The organism is Amycolatopsis sp. 3B14 (assembly GCF_050958625.1).
GTDB classification, from domain to species: Bacteria; Actinomycetota; Actinomycetes; order Mycobacteriales; family Pseudonocardiaceae; genus Amycolatopsis_E; species Amycolatopsis_E thermoflava.
This window is the reverse complement of record NZ_JBHZEN010000081.1, coordinates 1-15,783: the sequence shown is the minus strand read 5'-3', so window position 1 is coordinate 15,783 and position 15,783 is coordinate 1. Positions and strand designations below refer to the sequence as shown.

Genomic DNA, 15,783 nt, shown 5'->3' with positions numbered 1-15,783 from the left:
GAAGTGGTCGCGGATGTAGGCAGCTCCTGCGCAGCGCCGGCTGGGACCACGACTACGACCTGCCCGGCAAGCGGGTCGCCCAGATCGGCACCGGGGCCGGCGGTGTCCAGCTCGTCGCGGAGCGCGCGCCGGGCGCGGGCCACCTCGGTGTTCCAGCGAAGATCCGGCGCTGTGCCGGAAGCTCTCGCGGCCGTCGCGTTCGTGCGCTGAGCCTCGGCGCGGGCGCGCTGGCCACGCCGCGGTGCTAGCTGCGGGCCACTGTCCGCCCGCCGGTCGGCACCAAGCGGCGCGCCTGTGCCGTGACTGCTGGGGGCGCCTCAGCGCGACCCGGCGATCCGGGCAGGCAGCCGGGCCGCCAGGTGGTCGATCAGCTCGCTGACCCGCCGCGGCACGTGGACGTCGTCGGCGAGGAGTGCGTAGATGTCGGCGGGCGGGGTGGGGACTCCGGGCAGCACGCGGACGAGCGCGCCACTGTCCAAATGCGACCTGACCTGCCACTCCGAGCGCATGATCACCCCGTGTCCCCGCAGTGCCCAGCCGGTGACGACGTCCCCGTCGTCGCTGGACAGGCGGCCGCGCACGCGCACCTGCCTCGGCCGGCCCGCGGTGCCGAACCGCCACAGGTCGAAGTCCCCTTCGTTCTCGCGCAGCACGATGCAGTCGTGGTCGGCCAGGTCCTCGACCCGTTCCGGCATGCCCTTGCGGTCCAGGTAGGACGGTGCGGCGCAGGGCACGCGCCGGTTGCGGGCCAGCCGCCGCATCCGCAGCGTCGAATCCGGCGGGGCGCCGACGTGCACGGCCAGGTCGAACTCGCGCCGGTGCGGGCGCAGCGGCAGCGCCGTGGTGTGCAGCCGGATGTTCAGCTGGGGATGCCGCGCGGTGAACTCGCCGAGCAGGGGCGCGACGTGGGCGCGTCCGAGGCCGAGGGTGGCCTGGACCACGACCGAGCCGCGCAGGTCGGCCGACCGGTGCGTGATCAGGTCGTCGAGCTCGCGGACCTGGTCGAGGATCGTCTCCAGGCGGGCGGCGTAGAGCTCGCCCTCGGAGGTCAGCACCAGCCGCCGCGTGCCGCGGTGCACCAGGCGCGCGTCGAGCCGTTGTTCCAGCGCCCGCAGGCGTTTGCTGACCGCGGGCAGTGAGGACCCGAGTTCGCGGGCGGCGGCGGTCAGCGTCTCGCTCGCGGCGACCACGTGGAAGAAGCGGAGATCGTCGATCGAGCTCACACGCGCCCCTTTCTTTCCCTGAGCGAAAGGATAGGTTGCCCGGAGAGCTCTTGTCGTGGTGTGCCGCGCCGATCAAGGTGAAGGGCCCGACCACAAGGAGCTGCCGTGTCCCACCGTTACCGCATCGCCGTCGTCCCGGGGGATGGCATCGGACGTGAGGTCGTGCCCGAGGGGTTGCGGTGCCTGCGCGCCGCCGCCCGCGGCCACGGCTTCGAGCTCGACGTCACCGAGTTCGATTTCGCCAGCGCCGCCTACTGGGTGCGCCACGGCGAAATGCTGCCCCCGGACTGGCGGGAAGTGCTCGGCGGCTTCGACGCGATCTTCTTCGGCGCGGTCGGCAGGCCCGACGTCGTGCCCGACCACGTGTCGTTGTGGGGGAGTCTCCTGCGGTTCCGGCGCGGGTTCGACCAGTACGTCAACCTCCGGCCGGTCCGGCTGCTGCGCGGGGTGCGCAGCCCGCTGCGGGACCACGGTCCGGGCGACATCGACTTCGTCGTCGTCCGCGAGAACACCGAGGGCGAGTACTCCAGCATCGGCGGCCGGATCTTCGAGGGCACCGACCGCGAAACCGTGGTGCAGGAGACCGTGATGACCCGGACCGGGGTGGACCGGGTGCTGCGGTACGCGTTCGAGCTGGCCGCCGCGCGCCCGCGCAAGCACCTGACGTGGGCGACCAAGAGCAACGGCATCTCCATCACGATGCCCTACTGGGACGAGCGCGCGGCCGCGATGGCCGGGCGGTACCCGGACGTCGCCGCGGACTCCGACCACATCGACATCCTCACCGCCAAGTTCGTCCTGCGGCCCCAGGACTACGACGTCGTGGTGGCCAGCAACCTGTTCGGCGACATCCTGTCCGACCTCGGCCCGGCGTGCGCCGGGACGATCGGGATCGCGCCCAGCGCCAACATCAACCCCGACCGCACCTGGCCCAGCCTGTTCGAGCCGGTGCACGGCTCGGCCCCGGACATCGCCGGGCGCGGGATCGCCAACCCGGTCGGGCAGATCTGGAGCGGCGCGATGATGCTCGACCACCTGGGGGAGCCGGACGCGGCGGCGCAGGTCGTCGCCGCGATCGAAACCGTGCTCGACGAGCGGCCGGAGGTGCGCACCCCCGATCTCGGCGGCTCCGGGACGACCGAGAAACTGGGCGCGGCGATCGCCGACGAGATCGCGCGGGCGGTGGCGTCATGACCCGCCCCGTCGACCCGGTCGGTCTCTGACCAGTGGTCCCGGCCGTCAGTGCTGCGCCGCGGGCACCGCCGCCGGGGCGCCGGCGAGCAGGTCGCCGAGTCCGCCGCGGGCGTCCTCGATCACCAGTGCCTCCGCGGCGGCCGAGTCGCGGGCCCGCAGCGCCCGCACGAGCGCGCGGTGGCTGGAGTAGCGGTCCAGGCCGAACGTCTCGTCCTGGTTGATGCGGTCGATCAGCTTGGTGCGCCGCTCCGCCCAGGAGAACACCCGGGTCTGGTCGAGCAGGCGCACGAGCACCGGGTTGCCCGCGCAGGATTCGACAACCTCGTTGAACCGCTGCATGGTGTCCAGCAGCCGGCCCAGCTGGCGGGAGATGTCCTCACCGGCCTGGTGCCGCTGCTGGATGACGATCAGCAGGTCGTCGGCGTCGTCGAGGATGGCGTCGAGCCGGTCCAGTTGCTCCTCGGTCGCGTGCCGCGCGGCGAAGCGGGCCACCATCCCGCGTAGCGCGACCTCGACCTCGGCGAGGTCCTGCACCGCGGCGTCGGCGACCTCGGCGACCTTGACGGTGCGTGGTCCGGTCCGCTCGAGCAGGCCGTCCTGTTCGAGCCGCCGGATCGCCTCGCGCACCGGGGTCGGGCTGACCGACAGGCGCTCGGCCAGCCCGCGCTCGGTCACCTTCTGCCCCGGGCGCAGCTCGCCGGTCGTGACCGCGGCGCGGATCGCGCGGTACGCGCGGTCGGACAGCGTGTCGCTCGTCAGGCCCGTCAACCTCTCACCTGCCATGCGATCACCCTATCTGCCATCGCAGCGATCATTTGCAACTATTGACCATCTTGCTATAGCAAAGTAGCGTCGGGCTCGCCACAAGGCCGTGGCGACAGGGAAGGGTGGTGGCGATGACGCTGGCTACGCGGCGTGCGGGAACCGGTCGGCGGATCACGTTCTTCGTGGCCCTGGCGGTGTTCGCGCAGGAGTCGACGTGGAACCTCTACGAGTCGCAGGTCCCGCCGCTGCTCGGCGCGCACCTCGGCAGCGCCGCGCTGATCGGCCTGCTGATGGGCATGGACAACCTGCTCGGCATCTTCGTCCAGCCCTGGATGGGCAACCGGTCGGACAACACCCGGACCTCCTGGGGCAGGCGCATCCCCTACCTCGTCGCCGGGATGCCGGTCGCGGCCCTGCTGTTCGTCGCCATCCCGTTCACCGCGGGCTCCCTGCCGCTGCTGATCCTGGCGATGTTCAGCTACGCGCTGGTGGCGAACTCGTTCAAGCCCATCGCCGAATCCCTGCTCCCGGACTTCATCAGCCCCGCGCGCCGCAGCCGCGCCAACGCGGTGGTCAAGATCGCCTCGAGCATCACGGTGATCGTCTCGGCGCTGATCAGCCTCTTCCTGGTCGACGACCACCCGAACCTGTCGTTCGCGATCCCGGCGGTGCTGATGGTGGTCTCGGTGGCCGTGCTGGCGGCGAAGGTGCGGGACAGCCGGTCCCCGGCCTACCGCGCGGCGGTGGAAGAGGACCGCGCGGGAGACGAACCGGCGGTGGCCAAGGTGCGGGTGCGCGACATCGTGCCCGACATCGTGACGGACCGCGACCGCAGCCGGCTGCTGCTCATCGTGTCGATCTTCCTGTTCGGCGGCGCGTGGGCCGCGTCGCGCTCGCTCGTCACCTCCTACGGGATGGAGGCGCTGGACCTGTCCCGCGGCGACGCGGGCGGGCTGACCCTGCCCAGCGGGGTGGCCTTCATCCTGGCCGCCTTCCCGGTGGCGATGCTCGCCGAGCGCTTCGGCCGGCTGCGCGTGATGATCGCCGGGATGACGGTGTTCGCGGCCGCCATGGTGCTCGGCACCGTCGTCCAGACAGCGACCGGCACCGTCGTGGCCCTGTGCGTGGCTTCCGCGGGTGCGTCCGCGTTCCTCGTCAACGCGGTGGTCGTCCTGTGGAACCTCGCCCCCTCCGACCGGGTCGTCGGGACCTACACCGGTCTTTACACCGTCGGCTGGGCCGGTGGCGGGTTCCTCGGCCCGGCGCTGGTCGGCGGCATGGTCGACCTCACCGGCTGGCCGTTGATGCTGCTCGACGTCGCGGTCGTCGCCCTCGTCGCCGTGCTCGCGGTCGCCCGGGTCTGGGCGTTGCAGCGGCGTTCCGCCACCGACCGCGCCGTCTGACCACTCTGGAGAAAGAGGAGATCGTGCTCCGCGTCCTGATCACCACGGACTACCTCCGTCCCGGCGACGAGGTCGACCAGTTCCTGCGCGGCGCCGGGCTGGAGACCGAACACCTGCCGATGACCGGCAGGCGGGACCCCGACCGGCTCGCGGAGGCGCTCGCCGGGGTCGACGCCGCGCTGGTGGCCAACGAGCCGATGACGGCCGGCGTCCTCGCGCGGGCGCCCCGGCTGCGGGTCGTGGTGCGCACCGGCGTGGGCTACGACTCGATCGACGTGGCCGCCGCGACCCGGCTCGGCATCAGCGTGAGCAACCTGCCCGGGATCAACGCCAACGCCGTGGCCGAGTACACGATGGGACTGCTGCTCGCGGGGGCGCGGCGTCTCGTGCAGTCCGCCTGCGGCGTGGCCCGGGGCGCCTGGCCGCGCGAAGACGGCCACGAGCTGCGCGGCGCGACCCTCGGTCTCATCGGGTACGGGGCGTCCGCGCGCGCCGTGGTTCCGCTGGCCCGCGCCTTCGGCATGACCGTCGTGTGCACCACCGGCGTGCCCGCCCACCTGCGGACCGACCCCGCGGTGCGGTTCGTGGACCTGCCCGAGCTCCTCGCCGTCGCCGACTACGTCTCGGTGCACACCTCGCTCACCGAACGAACCCGCGGCCTGCTGGGAGAAAAGGCTTTCCGGCGGATGAAGCCCACGGCACTGCTCGTGAACACCGCCCGCGGGCCGATCGTCGACGAGGACGCGCTTGCCAAGGCCGTGCGTGCCGGGGACATCGCGGGCGCCGCGCTCGACGTCGCGACCGAGGAGCCGCTGCCGCCGGACAGCCCGCTGCGCGACGTCGACGGCATCGTCGTCTACTCCCACCTGGCCGGGCAGACCGCGCAGGCGCGGGCCGCCGCGGGACGCCAGGGGGCCGAGGAACTCGTGGCGGCGCTGCAGGGCCGGCCGCGGTTCCCGGTAAACGACGCCCTGATCACCGAAGGAAAGAAATGAGGAACATGGGCACCGAACCGGTGAAGTCCGTCCGCGTCCTGACACCGACCGGCATGCTCGGCGCGGGCTGGGACCACGCCACGATCGAGCGCGGCATCGCGCTCGGCGCCGACGTGATCAGCATCGACGGCGGGTCCACGGATTCCGGCCCGCACTACCTGGGGTCGGCGACGGCCAAGACGACGGCCAAGGCGGTGGCCCGCGATCTGCGCAGCCTGTTCACCGCCGCCGCGGACGCGGGCATTCCCGTGATCGTGGGCTCGTGCGGCACCAGCGGCACCGACCGCGGGGTGGACTGGGTGGCCGGGATCGCCGCCGAGGTGATGGCGGAGGAAGGGGTCGACCTGCGGGTCGCGAAGATCTACAGCGAGCAGAACGCGGCCGATCTGAAGGAACACCTCAACGCCGGGCGGGTCCACCCGCTGCCGCCGCTGGGGGAGCTGCGGGCCGAAACCCTGGAAAGCTGCACCCACATCGTCGGTGCGATGGGACACGAGCCGATCGTCGCGGCGCTGCGGGCGGGCGCCCAGGTCGTGCTCGCCGGCCGCGCCACCGACACGGCCGTGGCGGCCGCCTACCCGCTCATGATGGGCATGCCGGCCGGACCCACCTGGCACGCCGCCAAGATCGTCGAGTGCGGCGGGCAGTGCACCACCAACCCGCGTGCGGGCGGGGTCCTGGCCACCATCGACGCCGACGGCTTCACGATCGAGCCGCTGGATCCCACGGTGTCGTGCACGCCGATCACGGTGGCCGCCCACATGCTGTACGAGACGGTGAACCCGTTCGAGATGCGCGAACCCGACGGCACCCTCGACGTCCGGGACGCGCGCTACACCGCGCTCGACGACCGGATCGTCCGGGTCGAGGGGTCGAAGTTCCACGTCGCCGGGCAGTACACGATCAAGCTGGAGGGCGCCCGGGTCACCGGCTACGAAACCATGTCGTTCGCCGCGATCCGGGATCCGCTGATCCTGGCCGACGTCGACGCCTGGGCCGAGCTGATGCGCACGATGATCCGGCAGCGGGTCGGCCAGACGCTCGGGCTGGCGGACGGCGAGTACGCCTTCGACCTGCGCCTCTACGGGCACAACGCGGTGCTGGACGACCTCGAACCGGAGAGCGGGCCGCCGCGCGAGGTGGGCGTGATGCTGCTGGTCAACGCGCCTGACCAGGCGACCGCCACGGCGGTGGCGAAGGTCGCCAACCCGCTGATGCTGCACCTGCCCGCGCCCGGGATGGACTATCTGCCCAGCTTCGCGTTCGCGTCCTCGCCCGCCGAGGTCGAGCGCGGCGCGGCGTACGAGTTCGTGCTCAACCACGTCGTGGACTGCGATGACCCGCTGAGCCTGTTCCGCATCGAACTGGGGGAGAACACCCGTGCCTGACACCACTCTCGCCGACCTCGCGCACGAAGTGCGGTCCAAGAACGCCGGCCCGTTCTGGGTCACCATGGAGGTCTTCCTCCGCGACGCCGAGGGCTACCGGATCGCCGCCGACGAGTCCTTCCTCAACGAGCGGGTGATCGCGGAGCTGTACCGGGTCGAGGAGAGCACCGTCCAGGTGTTCCGCATCCCCTCGCTGAACGTCGTGAAGATCTCCTTCCCGCGCCCGGTCAGCCAGGGCTCGCTGCGGGACCGCGACATGCACGCGGGCCAGCACCACGTCCCGCTGGCCCGCCTGCCGGTCCGGCGCGATGATCGCTGACGACCTCGGCGCCTTCCACGCCGAGCCCAGCCGGGCCGCCCGCCGGCTCGCGCGGGCCCTCCGGCCGGGACCGTCCACAGTGCTCGGCGCGACGGACACCACCACGGCGGATGTCGCCGCGTTCGTGGACGGCACCATGGTGCGGCACCCGGACTTCAACGACGGCTACCTCGGACTGGAGCCCGGGCACCCGAGCGACAACATCCCGGCCCGTCCACCTCGCCTCCGGCGAGCAGCTCGTGCGCGAGGTCCACGACGCCCCCGCCGGCACGGCACGCCGATGACCGGCGCGCAGTTCGAGGAGAAGTTCCTGGCTCTGGTGGAACCCCTGGCCACGGCCGCGTGGTGCAGTCGCGTGCTCGACGCGATCTGGCACGTCGAATCGGCCCCGTCCGTCACCGCGCTCACCCAAGCGCTCGTCCTCGTCCGGCCGCCGTCCACAAGGGAGATTCCGTGATCCGTGTCGAAGACCTGCCCCCCGCGCACCCCGGCCGCCGGTTGCTGACCGGCCGCACGCCGTTCTTCGCCGCGCCCACCGAGCCGCGTTGCAGCTACTGCGCCTACGTGCCGCGGACCTGGACGCCCGGGGCGCGGATGCCGGTGCTGGTGGCCGTGCACGGCACTGGGCGCAACGTCGGCGCGTTGCGTGAGGGGCTGATTCCGTTCGCCGACCGGCACGACGTCATCGTCGTGACGCCGCTGTTCCCGGCCGGCATCGGCGATCCGGACGACGTGCACAACTACAAGACCCTCGACGCCTTCGGCATCCGGTTCGACCTGGTGCTGCTGGAGATCCTGGACCAGGTCCGGGAGCGGTGGAACGCGCGCGTGGACACCGTGATGCTGTGCGGGCACTCCGGCGGCGGCCAGTTCGCCCACCGGTTCCTCTACCTCCACCCGGAGCGGGTCGAGGCCGTCGCGGTGAGCGCGCCGGGCAGCGTGACCGTGCTCGACTCCGCACGCGCCTGGCCGGACGGCACCGGCGACACCCAGTCCCGGTTCGGGTCCACTGTGGATCCCACCGCGGTGGCGAGGGTGCCGGTGCTGCTGGTGATCGGCGCCGACGACGACGGCCGCGCCGACCTGGCCGCGATGGGTGAACCCGGCCGCAGCCGGCCCGCCGAGCTGGCCCGCCTCGCCGCGAGCCTGCGGGCACACGGCGCTGCGGTGCGGACGGCCGAGGTGCCCGGGGTGGGCCACAGCGCCGCCGGGACGCAACCGTCGATCACCGCCTTCTTCGACGACCTGCTGACCGGCTGAGGGCGCCGCTCACAGGTCGGCCATCGCCGAGGTCGGGGACTCGATCGCGTCGGCGACGTAGCGGAGGAACCCGCCCGCGATGCCGCCGTCGCACACCCGGTGGTCGAACACCAGGGACAGCTGCACGATCTGCCGCGCGACGACCTCACCGCCGACGACCCACGGCCGCGGGATGATGCGGCCCATCCCGAGGATGGCGACCTCGGGATGGTTGATGATCGCCACGCTGCCGTCGACGCCGAGCACCCCGTAGTTGTTGAGCGTGAACGAGCTGGAGCTGAGCTCGGCCGCGGTGGCGGTGCCCGCGCGGGCCGCCGCGGTGAGCCTGCGGATCTCGGCGTCCAGGCCGCGCATGCCGAGCCGGTGGGCGCCGGTGATCGCCGGGACGACGAGGCCGCGGTCGGTCTGCGCGGCGAGGCCGAGGTTGACGCCGTCGAGGTGGGTGATCTCGCCGCGCCGGGTGTCCACGCGGGCGTTGAGCTCGGGGAACCGGGCCAGGCCGGCGATCACGAAGCGGGCGACCATGGCGAGGATGCCCGGCGCCTGCCCGGTTTCCGCGAGCTGGGCCCGCAGGTCGAGCAGCGCCGTCGCGTCGACGTCCACCCAGGTGGTGGCCTCCGGGATCTCCGCGCGGCTGCGGGTGAGGGTCTCGGCGACCGCCTTGCGCAGGCCCGTCAGCGGCACCCGGGCACGGATCGGCAGCCCGGTCCGCGCGTCCACGTCGCCTGCCGCCTGCTCTTCCGCGACGGCCGCCGCCTCCACGTCCCGGCGGGTGATCAGGCCGTCCGGCCCGCTGCCGGTGAGCGCTTCCAGATCGACGCCGGTGCGGCGGGCGAGCTGGCGGACGATCGGCGACATCACGGCCGGCCGGTCCCCGTCGCGCCGTGGCGATGCCGCAGCCTTCGTGGCCGCGCGACGTCGGCGTCGGGACGGCGCGGCGTCGGTGGTGCCGTAGCCGATCAGGACGTTGCCGGACCCGGCTCGCTCTTCCTCCACATAGGCGTTCGCCTCCGCGCTGGGAGCGACCGAGATCAGTGGCTCGCCGACGGCGAGGGTGGCGCCCTCCTCGCCGTGCCGCGCGGCGACCACGCCCGCGTAGGGGGAGGGCACCTCGACCGTGGCCTTGGCCGTTTCGACCTCGGCGACGGGGGCGTCGACGGCGACCGGGTCGCCGACCTTGACCAGCCAGCGCACCAGTTCGGCCTCGGTGAGACCCTCGCCGAGGTCGGGCAGGGTGAAGACTTGCACGCTCACGCGGTCACCTCCCAGGAGTCCTGCCACTGCAGGGTGTCGACGGCGTCGAGGATCCGGTCGGTGCCGGGCAGGAAGTGGTGTTCCAGCTTCGGCGCCGGGTAGGGCACGTCGAACCCGGTCACCCGGCGCACCGGGGCCTCCAGGTGGTGGAAGCAGCGCTCGGACACACGGGCGGCGATTTCCGAGGCCACGGACGCGAAGCCGGGCGCCTCGGCGATCACGACGGCGCGCCCGGTCCGGCGGACCTCGGCGCAGACGGTGTCGTCGTCGAACGGGACGATCGAGCGCAGGTCGACCACGCCCAGGTCGCGGCCCTCGGTGGCGGCCTGCTCGGCCGCGGCGAGCGCGACGGGCACCGAGGGGCCGTAGGCGATCAGGGTGGCGTCCCGGCCGGGTTTGCGGACGATCGCCCGCCCGATCGGCGGGACGGCCTCGGCGACGTCGACCTCTTCCTTGGCGAAGTAACGCTTCTTCGGTTCGAGGAACACCACCGGGTCGGGGCTGTCGATCGCCGCGCGCAGCAGGCCGTAGGCGTCGGCGTTGGTGGCCGGGGTGACGACGGTCAGGCCGGGGGTGTGGGCGTAGTAGGCCTCGGAGGAGTCGCAGTGGTGCTCCACCCCGCCGATGCCGCCGGCGTAGGGGATGCGGATGACCATCGGCAGCCGCAGGCGCCCGCGGGTGCGGTTGCCCAGTTTGGCCACGTGGCTGGCGATCTGCTCGAACGCGGGGTAGGCGAACGCGTCGAACTGCATCTCCACCACCGGGCGCATCCCGTTCATCGCCATCCCGACGGCCAGGCCGACGATGCCGGACTCGGCGAGCGGGGTGTCGAAGCAGCGGGCCTCGCCGAAGTCGCGGTGCAGGCCGTCGGTCACGCGGAACACCCCGCCGAGCTGCCCGACGTCCTCGCCGAAGACGACGACCCGGTCGTCGGCGGTCATGGCGTCGCGCAGGGCGGTGTTGATCGCCTGGGCCATGGTCATCTTGGCCGGCGACATCAGGCCTCCTCGTATTCGAGCTCGGCGCGCAGGGCGGCGCGCTGCTCGGCCAGTTGCGGGGTGGGCGTCGCGTAGACGTGGGCGAACAGCTCTTCCGGGTCCACCGGGGTCTCGGCCCCGAGCCCGGCTCGGACGTGCGCCGCCATCTCCTCGGCCGCGGCGGCGAACTCGGCCTCGCGTTCCGCGTCGAGTGCGCCGGCTTCCGCCAGGTGCGTGCGCAGGCGGGTCAGCGGGTCGCGCTTCACCCACGCGGCGACTTCGTCGTCGGTGCGGTAGCGGGCGGCGTCGTCGGCGTTGGTGTGGGCGTCCATGCGGTAGGTGTCGGCTTCGACCAGCGTCGGCCCGCCACCGGCACGGGCGCGGGCGACCGCCTCGCCGAGCACCACGGTGAGGGCGGCGAAGTCGTTGCCGTCGACCAGGACACCGGGCATGCCGTAGCCGACCGCCTTGGCCGCCAGCGACGGCGCCACCGACTGGCGGGCCAGCGGCACGGAGATCGCGTACTTGTTGTTCTGCACGAAGAACACCACCGGCGCGCGGAAGACGGCGGCGAAGTTGCAGGCCTCGTGGAAGTCGCCCTCGCTGGTCGCGCCGTCCCCGCACAGCGCCATCACCACGGTGTCCTCGCCGTTGAGCCGGGCCGCGTGCGCGACGCCGACGGCGTGCAGCAGTTGGGTCGCGAGCGGGGTGGCCTGCGGGGCGACGCGGTGGGCCACCGGGTCGTAGCCGCAGTGCCAGTCGCCGCGCAGCATGGTCAGCACCTCGACCGGGTCCACGCCGCGGGCGGCGACCGCCGCGGTGTCGCGGTAGGTCGGGAACAGCCAGTCGCCCTCGGCGAGCACCTGGGCGCAGGCGACCTGGCAGGCCTCCTGGCCGCGCGAGGACGGGTACACCGCGAGCCGTCCCTGCCGGACCAGCGCGCCGGCCTGCTCGTTGAGGCGGCGGGCCAGGAGCAGCCCGCGGTACCCGGCGACGAGCGCGGCCACGGGCGGCAACGGGTGCTCGCCGACGTGCGCGCCGCGCTCGTCGATCAGCCGGACCGGGGCGGCCGCCTCGTCCGGAACTCGTGTGCTGGCGATGGACGACATGACAGGATGGTCCCGTCAGCGTGCGCAGTTTGACCAGAGACACGGGAAGAGTCGAGACGATCGGCCTTCTTCGGTGCGGAATCAGGTCGGTTCTCTCCGGGAGGGCGGTCTCGGCGCCGGGAAGTGAGACGGATGGACACCCTGGACGACGTCGACCGCCGGATCGTCGCCGAGCTGCGCGCCGACGGGCGGCTGTCGGTGCGCGCCCTCGCCGAGCGGGTGCGGATCTCGCGCGCGAACGCCTACGCCCGCCTGGACCGCCTCACCGCGCGCGGAGTCATCACCGGGTTCACCGCCACCGTGGACCCGGTGAAGATCGGGTTGACCACCTCGGCGTACGTGAGCCTCACCGTGCGGCAGAACGGCTGGCGGGACCTCAAGGAGCGGCTGCGCACCATCCCGGAGGTCCGGCACATGGCCCTCACCGGCGGTGAGTTCGACGTGATGCTGCTGGTGCGCGCCGCGGACAACGACGCGCTGCGCCGCGTCGTGCTCGAACAGCTGCAGGCGATACCCGAGGTGCTCGGCACTCGCACGTTCCTGATCTTCGAGGACTCGGCGAACTGACCCAGTAGGCTTCCCCGAAGAGCCCGTAGTCCTCCCCGCCGGGGTCTTTCTGCCCCGCTGCCGTGCGCGTTGAGGCACGATGGTCGGCATGGCGGGTGAGGATCGGCGTGACCTGGCGGGGCAGGAGCGGCCGCTGCGCGAGACGTTGTCCCAGTTGCGGTTGCGCGAACTGCTCCGCGAAGTGCAGGACCGCATCGAGCAGTTGGTGCAATCCCGCGACCAGATGGACGGACTGCTCGAAGCGATGCTCGCCGTCGCGGGCGGGCTCGAACTGGACGCCACCCTGCGGCGCATCGTGCACTCGGCGATCGAGCTCGTGGACTGCCGCTACGGCGCGCTGGGCGTGCTCACCCAGGACCGCGAGTCCCTTGCGGAGTTCGTCTACGAGGGCATCGACGAGGCCACGCGCCGGGAGATCGGCGACCTGCCCACCGGGCACGGCCTGCTGGGCCTGCTGATCGAGCAGCCCAAGCCGATCCGCCTCGACGACATCTCCCAGCACGCCGCCTCGTCCGGGTTCCCGGCGCACCACCCGCCGATGAACTCGTTCCTCGGTGTGCCCGTGCGGGTGCGGGACGAGGTGTTCGGCAACCTCTACCTCACCGAGAAGGCGAACGGGCAGCCCTTCACCGAGGACGACGAAGTCGTGGTGCTGGCGCTCGCGGCCGCGGCGGGCATCGCGGTGGAGAACGCGCGGCTGTTCGAACAGGCCCGGCTGCGGCAGCAGTGGCAGGAGGCCACCAGCGAGGTCCGCGCCGAACTGCTGGCCGCCGCCGATCCGGCCGACGTCCTCACGCTCATCGCGACCCGCGCCCTGACGCTGGCGCGCGCGGACTACGCGCTGATCGCCCAACCCGAGGATCCGGACATGCCCCTGGAGGACGTGACGGAACTGGTGGTCACCGTGCACGCCGGACCCGGCCCGGGGCAGCTGACCGAGCGGATCCCGGTCGACGGTTCGACCTGCGGGGCGGCGTTCACCGATGCCCAGCCGCGGCGGGTGGACAGCCTGGAGTTCGAGGTGTCCGCCGAGTTCGGTCCCGCGCTGGTGCTGCCGCTGCGCGCGTCCCGCACGTCGGTCTCCGGCGTGCTGGTGGTGGTCCGGCGCAAGGGCGACGCGGCCTTCGACGGCACCCAGCTCCCGCTGGCCGCCGCGTTCGCCGACCAGGCCGCGCTCGCCCTGCAACTGGCCGAGGACCAGCGCTCCATCAACGAGCTGAAGGTGGTCTCCGATCGCGACCGCATCGCCCGGGACCTGCACGACCACGTGATCCAGCGCCTGTTCGCCCACGGGCTGGCGTTGCAGAGCACCCACATGCGCTCCCGCAACCCGGAGATCCAGCGGCGGCTGGCGGACATGATCGACGACGTGCAGAGCATCGTCGCCGAGATCCGCACCGCGATCTTCGACCTGCACGGCGGCCTGCACGGCACCGGGAAGCTGCGCACACGGCTCAACGACATCATCGCCGAGGTCACCGGCGACACCGGGCTGCGCACCACGGTCCGGATGTCCGGGCCGATCGGCGTGGCGGGAGCGGACCTCGCCGAACACGCCGAGGCGGTGCTGCGGGAGGCGCTGTCCAACGCGGTCCGCCACGCCCGGGCGACCACCCTGACGATCACCGTCTCCGTCGACGACGACCTCGTCATCGACGTCGTCGACAACGGCACCGGCATCCCCGGCAAGGTCGCCCGCAGCGGCCTGCACAACCTCGCCGAACGCGCCACCCAGGCGGGTGGCAGCTTCTCCGTCGTTCCGGACGAGACCGGCGGGACGCGGCTGACCTGGGCCGCGCCGATCTCCTGACCGCGCCGGGCCTGCGGTTCGTCACGGCCGCCACGACCCCGGCGGGCCCGCTCCGGTCGGCGCGGGAAAGAGCCGAAGTGCCCCGCGGCCGGGGCCCGTCTGCCCTGCCCGCCGCGGCACCGGCCGGTCAGGATCGGGTCATGGCCGGATCGATCGAACCAGCGGTTGTCGCCGCTGTGGACGGCTCGCCCGCGGCGCTGAACGCCGCGGTGGGCGACGCGCGGGGCGTCGCTGCGGCATCTGCCCGCTCCGGTTCGGGCAGCCAGGCCCTGCTCCACCACTGCCCGTGCCCGGTCGCCGCGGTCCGCTGAGAACTTCCGGAGGAAATGACATGCACTGGTCCCAGGTCGAGATCGGGGCGCTCGCGCGGGCCGCGAGCTGCGCCCCCTCGGTCCACAATTCGCAGCCGTGGGCGCTGGAGGTCCCGGACGGGGTCTTGCGGCTGTACGAACGGTTCGACGTGTCGTTGCCGCGGCACGACCCGACCGGCCGCGACCGGGTGCTTTCCTGCGGCGCGGCGCTGGCGAACCTGGACCTCGCGGTGCGGGTCCTCGGCTGGCGGCCCGAGGTCGGGTTGCTGCCGTCGCCGGAGCGGGCGGACCTGGTCGCCGAGATCCGCGTCGCCGAGCCAGGGGAGGCCACGCCTGCCGAGCTGAAGCGCTACTCGGCGATCTTCCAGCGCAGCAGTTACCGCTCGCCGTTCGCGCTGCACCACGTCCCGCCACGGCTCCTGCGCCTGCTGGGCGACACGGCGGCCGGGCCGGGCACGGAGGCGCGGCTCGTCCAGCCCCGGACCGAGGCGGCGCCGCTGGCCGAGCTGCTGGCGCACGCCGGGCAGCTGCTCCGCGCCGACCGGGCCTACCAGCGGGAACTGACCGCCTGGACCGCCCAGCTGCGGGAACCGCCGTCGCGGGAGACCACGCTGCCCTGGTCGGGCCTGGTGCGCGCCGACACGCACCTGCCCGACACGGTGACCCTCACCGAGCGGGTCGCGGCGGAATCCCTGCTGATCGTGCTCACCGCGGACGACACCCGCCGCGACCAGCTGCACGCCGGCGCCGCGCTGGAGCGGGCCTGGCTCGCCGCCATCACCGAGGGGCTGGTCGGTTCGGTCCTGACTCAGCCGCTGCACCTGCCCGAGGTGCGTGCCGGGCTCATCGAGAAGCTCGGCCTCCCCGGGTACCCGCAGGCGATCCTCCGGATCGGCTACCCGGTGACGGCCACCCCCGGCCGGGTGCTGGCGCCGACCGGGGCGGGGAAACGCGGATGAGCACGACGCCGGGGCGCTACCGGCGGGCGGCCGCTCGCCGCGCGGCGGGTTCCCAGCTGATGGGTTCCGCGCCTGCCCCATTGGCCGGTGGGTGGTTGTGCGTGCCGCGGTGCCGCAGGGGGCCACGTCCAGGGCGGCGGCCGGGTGGGGAGGTCGGGATGAGCGCCACCGCACCTGGGCGCCATCGGCGGGTGGCTCGCCGTTGCTTGGGTGACGGGGTGGTGGTGTGGCCGGCTCGCGGGCGGTTGC

The 15,783-nt window shown here is 73.0% G+C and carries 16 protein-coding genes; 11 read left to right on the top strand and 5 right to left on the bottom strand.

Going from position 1 to position 15,783, the window contains the following annotated elements; all coding sequences use genetic code 11:
- Nucleotides 1-317 precede the first annotated feature (317 nt).
- A complete protein-coding gene (locus tag ACCP09_RS35775; protein ID WP_433753268.1) occupies nt 318-1,223 on the bottom strand; it encodes a LysR family transcriptional regulator in 906 nt (301 codons plus the stop codon).
- A 105-nt stretch (nt 1,224-1,328) separates the two neighbouring features.
- Here ACCP09_RS35775 and ACCP09_RS35770 point away from each other — a divergent pair, with 105 nt between their 5' ends.
- Nucleotides 1,329-2,417, top strand: a complete 1,089-nt coding sequence (locus ACCP09_RS35770) for a tartrate dehydrogenase (RefSeq protein WP_433753266.1) — start codon at nt 1,329-1,331, stop codon at nt 2,415-2,417.
- 45 nt (nt 2,418-2,462) lie between these two features.
- On the opposite strand, the gene ACCP09_RS35765 is transcribed toward ACCP09_RS35770, so the two are convergent.
- Nucleotides 2,463-3,200 carry a GntR family transcriptional regulator gene (locus tag ACCP09_RS35765; protein ID WP_433753264.1) on the bottom strand — a complete coding sequence of 246 codons (738 nt, stop codon included), beginning with the start codon at nt 3,198-3,200 and terminating at the stop codon, nt 2,463-2,465.
- A gap of 113 nt (nt 3,201-3,313) precedes the next feature.
- Between ACCP09_RS35765 and ACCP09_RS35760 the strand changes: the two genes are divergently transcribed.
- The 6 genes from ACCP09_RS35760 to ACCP09_RS35735 are packed head-to-tail and all read left to right on the top strand — an operon-like array spanning nt 3,314 to nt 8,547.
- A complete protein-coding gene (locus ACCP09_RS35760) occupies nt 3,314-4,585 on the top strand; it encodes an MFS transporter (RefSeq protein WP_378363437.1) in 1,272 nt (423 codons plus the stop codon).
- Nucleotides 4,586-4,608: 23 nt separating this feature from the next.
- Nucleotides 4,609-5,580, top strand: a complete 972-nt coding sequence (locus tag ACCP09_RS35755) for an NAD(P)-dependent oxidoreductase (protein WP_433753261.1) — start codon at nt 4,609-4,611, stop codon at nt 5,578-5,580.
- 5 nt (nt 5,581-5,585) lie between these two features.
- On the top strand, nt 5,586-6,968 hold the full coding sequence (locus ACCP09_RS35750) for an acyclic terpene utilization AtuA family protein (protein ID WP_433753307.1): 1,383 nt from the start codon (nt 5,586-5,588) through the stop codon (nt 6,966-6,968).
- Nucleotides 6,961-7,287 carry a DUF4387 domain-containing protein gene (locus ACCP09_RS35745; RefSeq protein ID WP_027929536.1) on the top strand — a complete coding sequence of 109 codons (327 nt, stop codon included), beginning with the start codon at nt 6,961-6,963 and terminating at the stop codon, nt 7,285-7,287. The genes ACCP09_RS35750 and ACCP09_RS35745 overlap by 8 nt, the downstream gene beginning before the upstream one ends.
- Nucleotides 7,277-7,744, top strand: a complete 468-nt coding sequence (locus tag ACCP09_RS35740) for an MmgE/PrpD family protein (RefSeq protein WP_433753259.1) — start codon at nt 7,277-7,279, stop codon at nt 7,742-7,744. Before ACCP09_RS35745 ends, ACCP09_RS35740 begins: the two co-directional genes overlap by 11 nt.
- Nucleotides 7,741-8,547: an alpha/beta hydrolase gene (locus tag ACCP09_RS35735; RefSeq protein WP_433753257.1), complete on the top strand. Its 807-nt coding sequence runs from the start codon at nt 7,741-7,743 to the stop codon at nt 8,545-8,547. Before ACCP09_RS35740 ends, ACCP09_RS35735 begins: the two co-directional genes overlap by 4 nt.
- 9 nt (nt 8,548-8,556) lie before the next feature.
- Here the strand turns inward: ACCP09_RS35735 and ACCP09_RS35730 are convergent, their stop codons facing one another.
- From ACCP09_RS35730 to pdhA, 3 genes are read right to left on the bottom strand one after another with little or no spacing between them, the layout of a single operon-like run.
- The gene (locus ACCP09_RS35730; protein WP_433753255.1) at nt 8,557-9,801 is read right to left on the bottom strand and encodes a dihydrolipoamide acetyltransferase family protein; all 1,245 of its coding nucleotides are present in this window, start codon (nt 9,799-9,801) and stop codon (nt 8,557-8,559) included.
- A complete protein-coding gene (locus ACCP09_RS35725) occupies nt 9,798-10,799 on the bottom strand; it encodes an alpha-ketoacid dehydrogenase subunit beta (protein WP_433753253.1) in 1,002 nt (333 codons plus the stop codon). Before ACCP09_RS35725 ends, ACCP09_RS35730 begins: the two co-directional genes overlap by 4 nt.
- Complete coding sequence (gene pdhA, locus ACCP09_RS35720; protein WP_433753251.1) at nt 10,799-11,887, bottom strand: pyruvate dehydrogenase (acetyl-transferring) E1 component subunit alpha; 1,089 nt, start codon at nt 11,885-11,887, stop codon at nt 10,799-10,801. Before pdhA ends, ACCP09_RS35725 begins: the two co-directional genes overlap by 1 nt.
- A gap of 132 nt (nt 11,888-12,019) precedes the next feature.
- Here pdhA and ACCP09_RS35715 point away from each other — a divergent pair, with 132 nt between their 5' ends.
- The 4 genes from ACCP09_RS35715 (at nt 12,020) to ACCP09_RS35700 (ending at nt 15,534) form a co-directional block, all read left to right on the top strand.
- Nucleotides 12,020-12,454 carry an Lrp/AsnC family transcriptional regulator gene (locus ACCP09_RS35715; RefSeq protein WP_027929542.1) on the top strand — a complete coding sequence of 145 codons (435 nt, stop codon included), beginning with the start codon at nt 12,020-12,022 and terminating at the stop codon, nt 12,452-12,454.
- Between the two features lie 88 nt (nt 12,455-12,542).
- Nucleotides 12,543-14,264 (top strand): GAF domain-containing protein, encoded by a 1,722-nt coding sequence (locus ACCP09_RS35710; protein WP_433753248.1) that lies wholly within the window; start codon nt 12,543-12,545, stop codon nt 14,262-14,264.
- Nucleotides 14,265-14,404: 140 nt separating this feature from the next.
- Nucleotides 14,405-14,575 (top strand): hypothetical protein, encoded by a 171-nt coding sequence (locus tag ACCP09_RS35705; protein ID WP_378334250.1) that lies wholly within the window; start codon nt 14,405-14,407, stop codon nt 14,573-14,575.
- Nucleotides 14,576-14,595: 20 nt separating this feature from the next.
- Nucleotides 14,596-15,534, top strand: a complete 939-nt coding sequence (locus ACCP09_RS35700; protein WP_433753246.1) for an Acg family FMN-binding oxidoreductase — start codon at nt 14,596-14,598, stop codon at nt 15,532-15,534.
- The last annotated feature ends 249 nt before the right edge of the window (nt 15,535-15,783 follow it).

What these genes read in the sequence shown, in the direction of transcription:
- ACCP09_RS35705 (WP_378334250.1), top strand. Translation starts at nt 14,405, where the DNA reads ATGGCCGGATCGATCGAACCAGCGGTTGTCGCCGCTGTGGACGGCTCG.
- ACCP09_RS35715 (WP_027929542.1), top strand. Translation starts at nt 12,020, where the DNA reads ATGGACACCCTGGACGACGTCGACCGCCGGATCGTCGCCGAGCTGCGC.
- ACCP09_RS35750 (WP_433753307.1), top strand. Translation starts at nt 5,586, where the DNA reads ATGGGCACCGAACCGGTGAAGTCCGTCCGCGTCCTGACACCGACCGGC.
- ACCP09_RS35700 (WP_433753246.1), top strand. Translation starts at nt 14,596, where the DNA reads ATGCACTGGTCCCAGGTCGAGATCGGGGCGCTCGCGCGGGCCGCGAGC.
- ACCP09_RS35765 (WP_433753264.1), bottom strand. Translation starts at nt 3,200, where the DNA reads ATGGCAGGTGAGAGGTTGACGGGCCTGACGAGCGACACGCTGTCCGAC.
- ACCP09_RS35725 (WP_433753253.1), bottom strand. Translation starts at nt 10,799, where the DNA reads ATGTCGCCGGCCAAGATGACCATGGCCCAGGCGATCAACACCGCCCTG.
- ACCP09_RS35740 (WP_433753259.1), top strand. Translation starts at nt 7,277, where the DNA reads ATGATCGCTGACGACCTCGGCGCCTTCCACGCCGAGCCCAGCCGGGCC.
- ACCP09_RS35760 (WP_378363437.1), top strand. Translation starts at nt 3,314, where the DNA reads ATGACGCTGGCTACGCGGCGTGCGGGAACCGGTCGGCGGATCACGTTC.
- pdhA (WP_433753251.1), bottom strand. Translation starts at nt 11,887, where the DNA reads ATGTCGTCCATCGCCAGCACACGAGTTCCGGACGAGGCGGCCGCCCCG.
- ACCP09_RS35710 (WP_433753248.1), top strand. Translation starts at nt 12,543, where the DNA reads ATGGCGGGTGAGGATCGGCGTGACCTGGCGGGGCAGGAGCGGCCGCTG.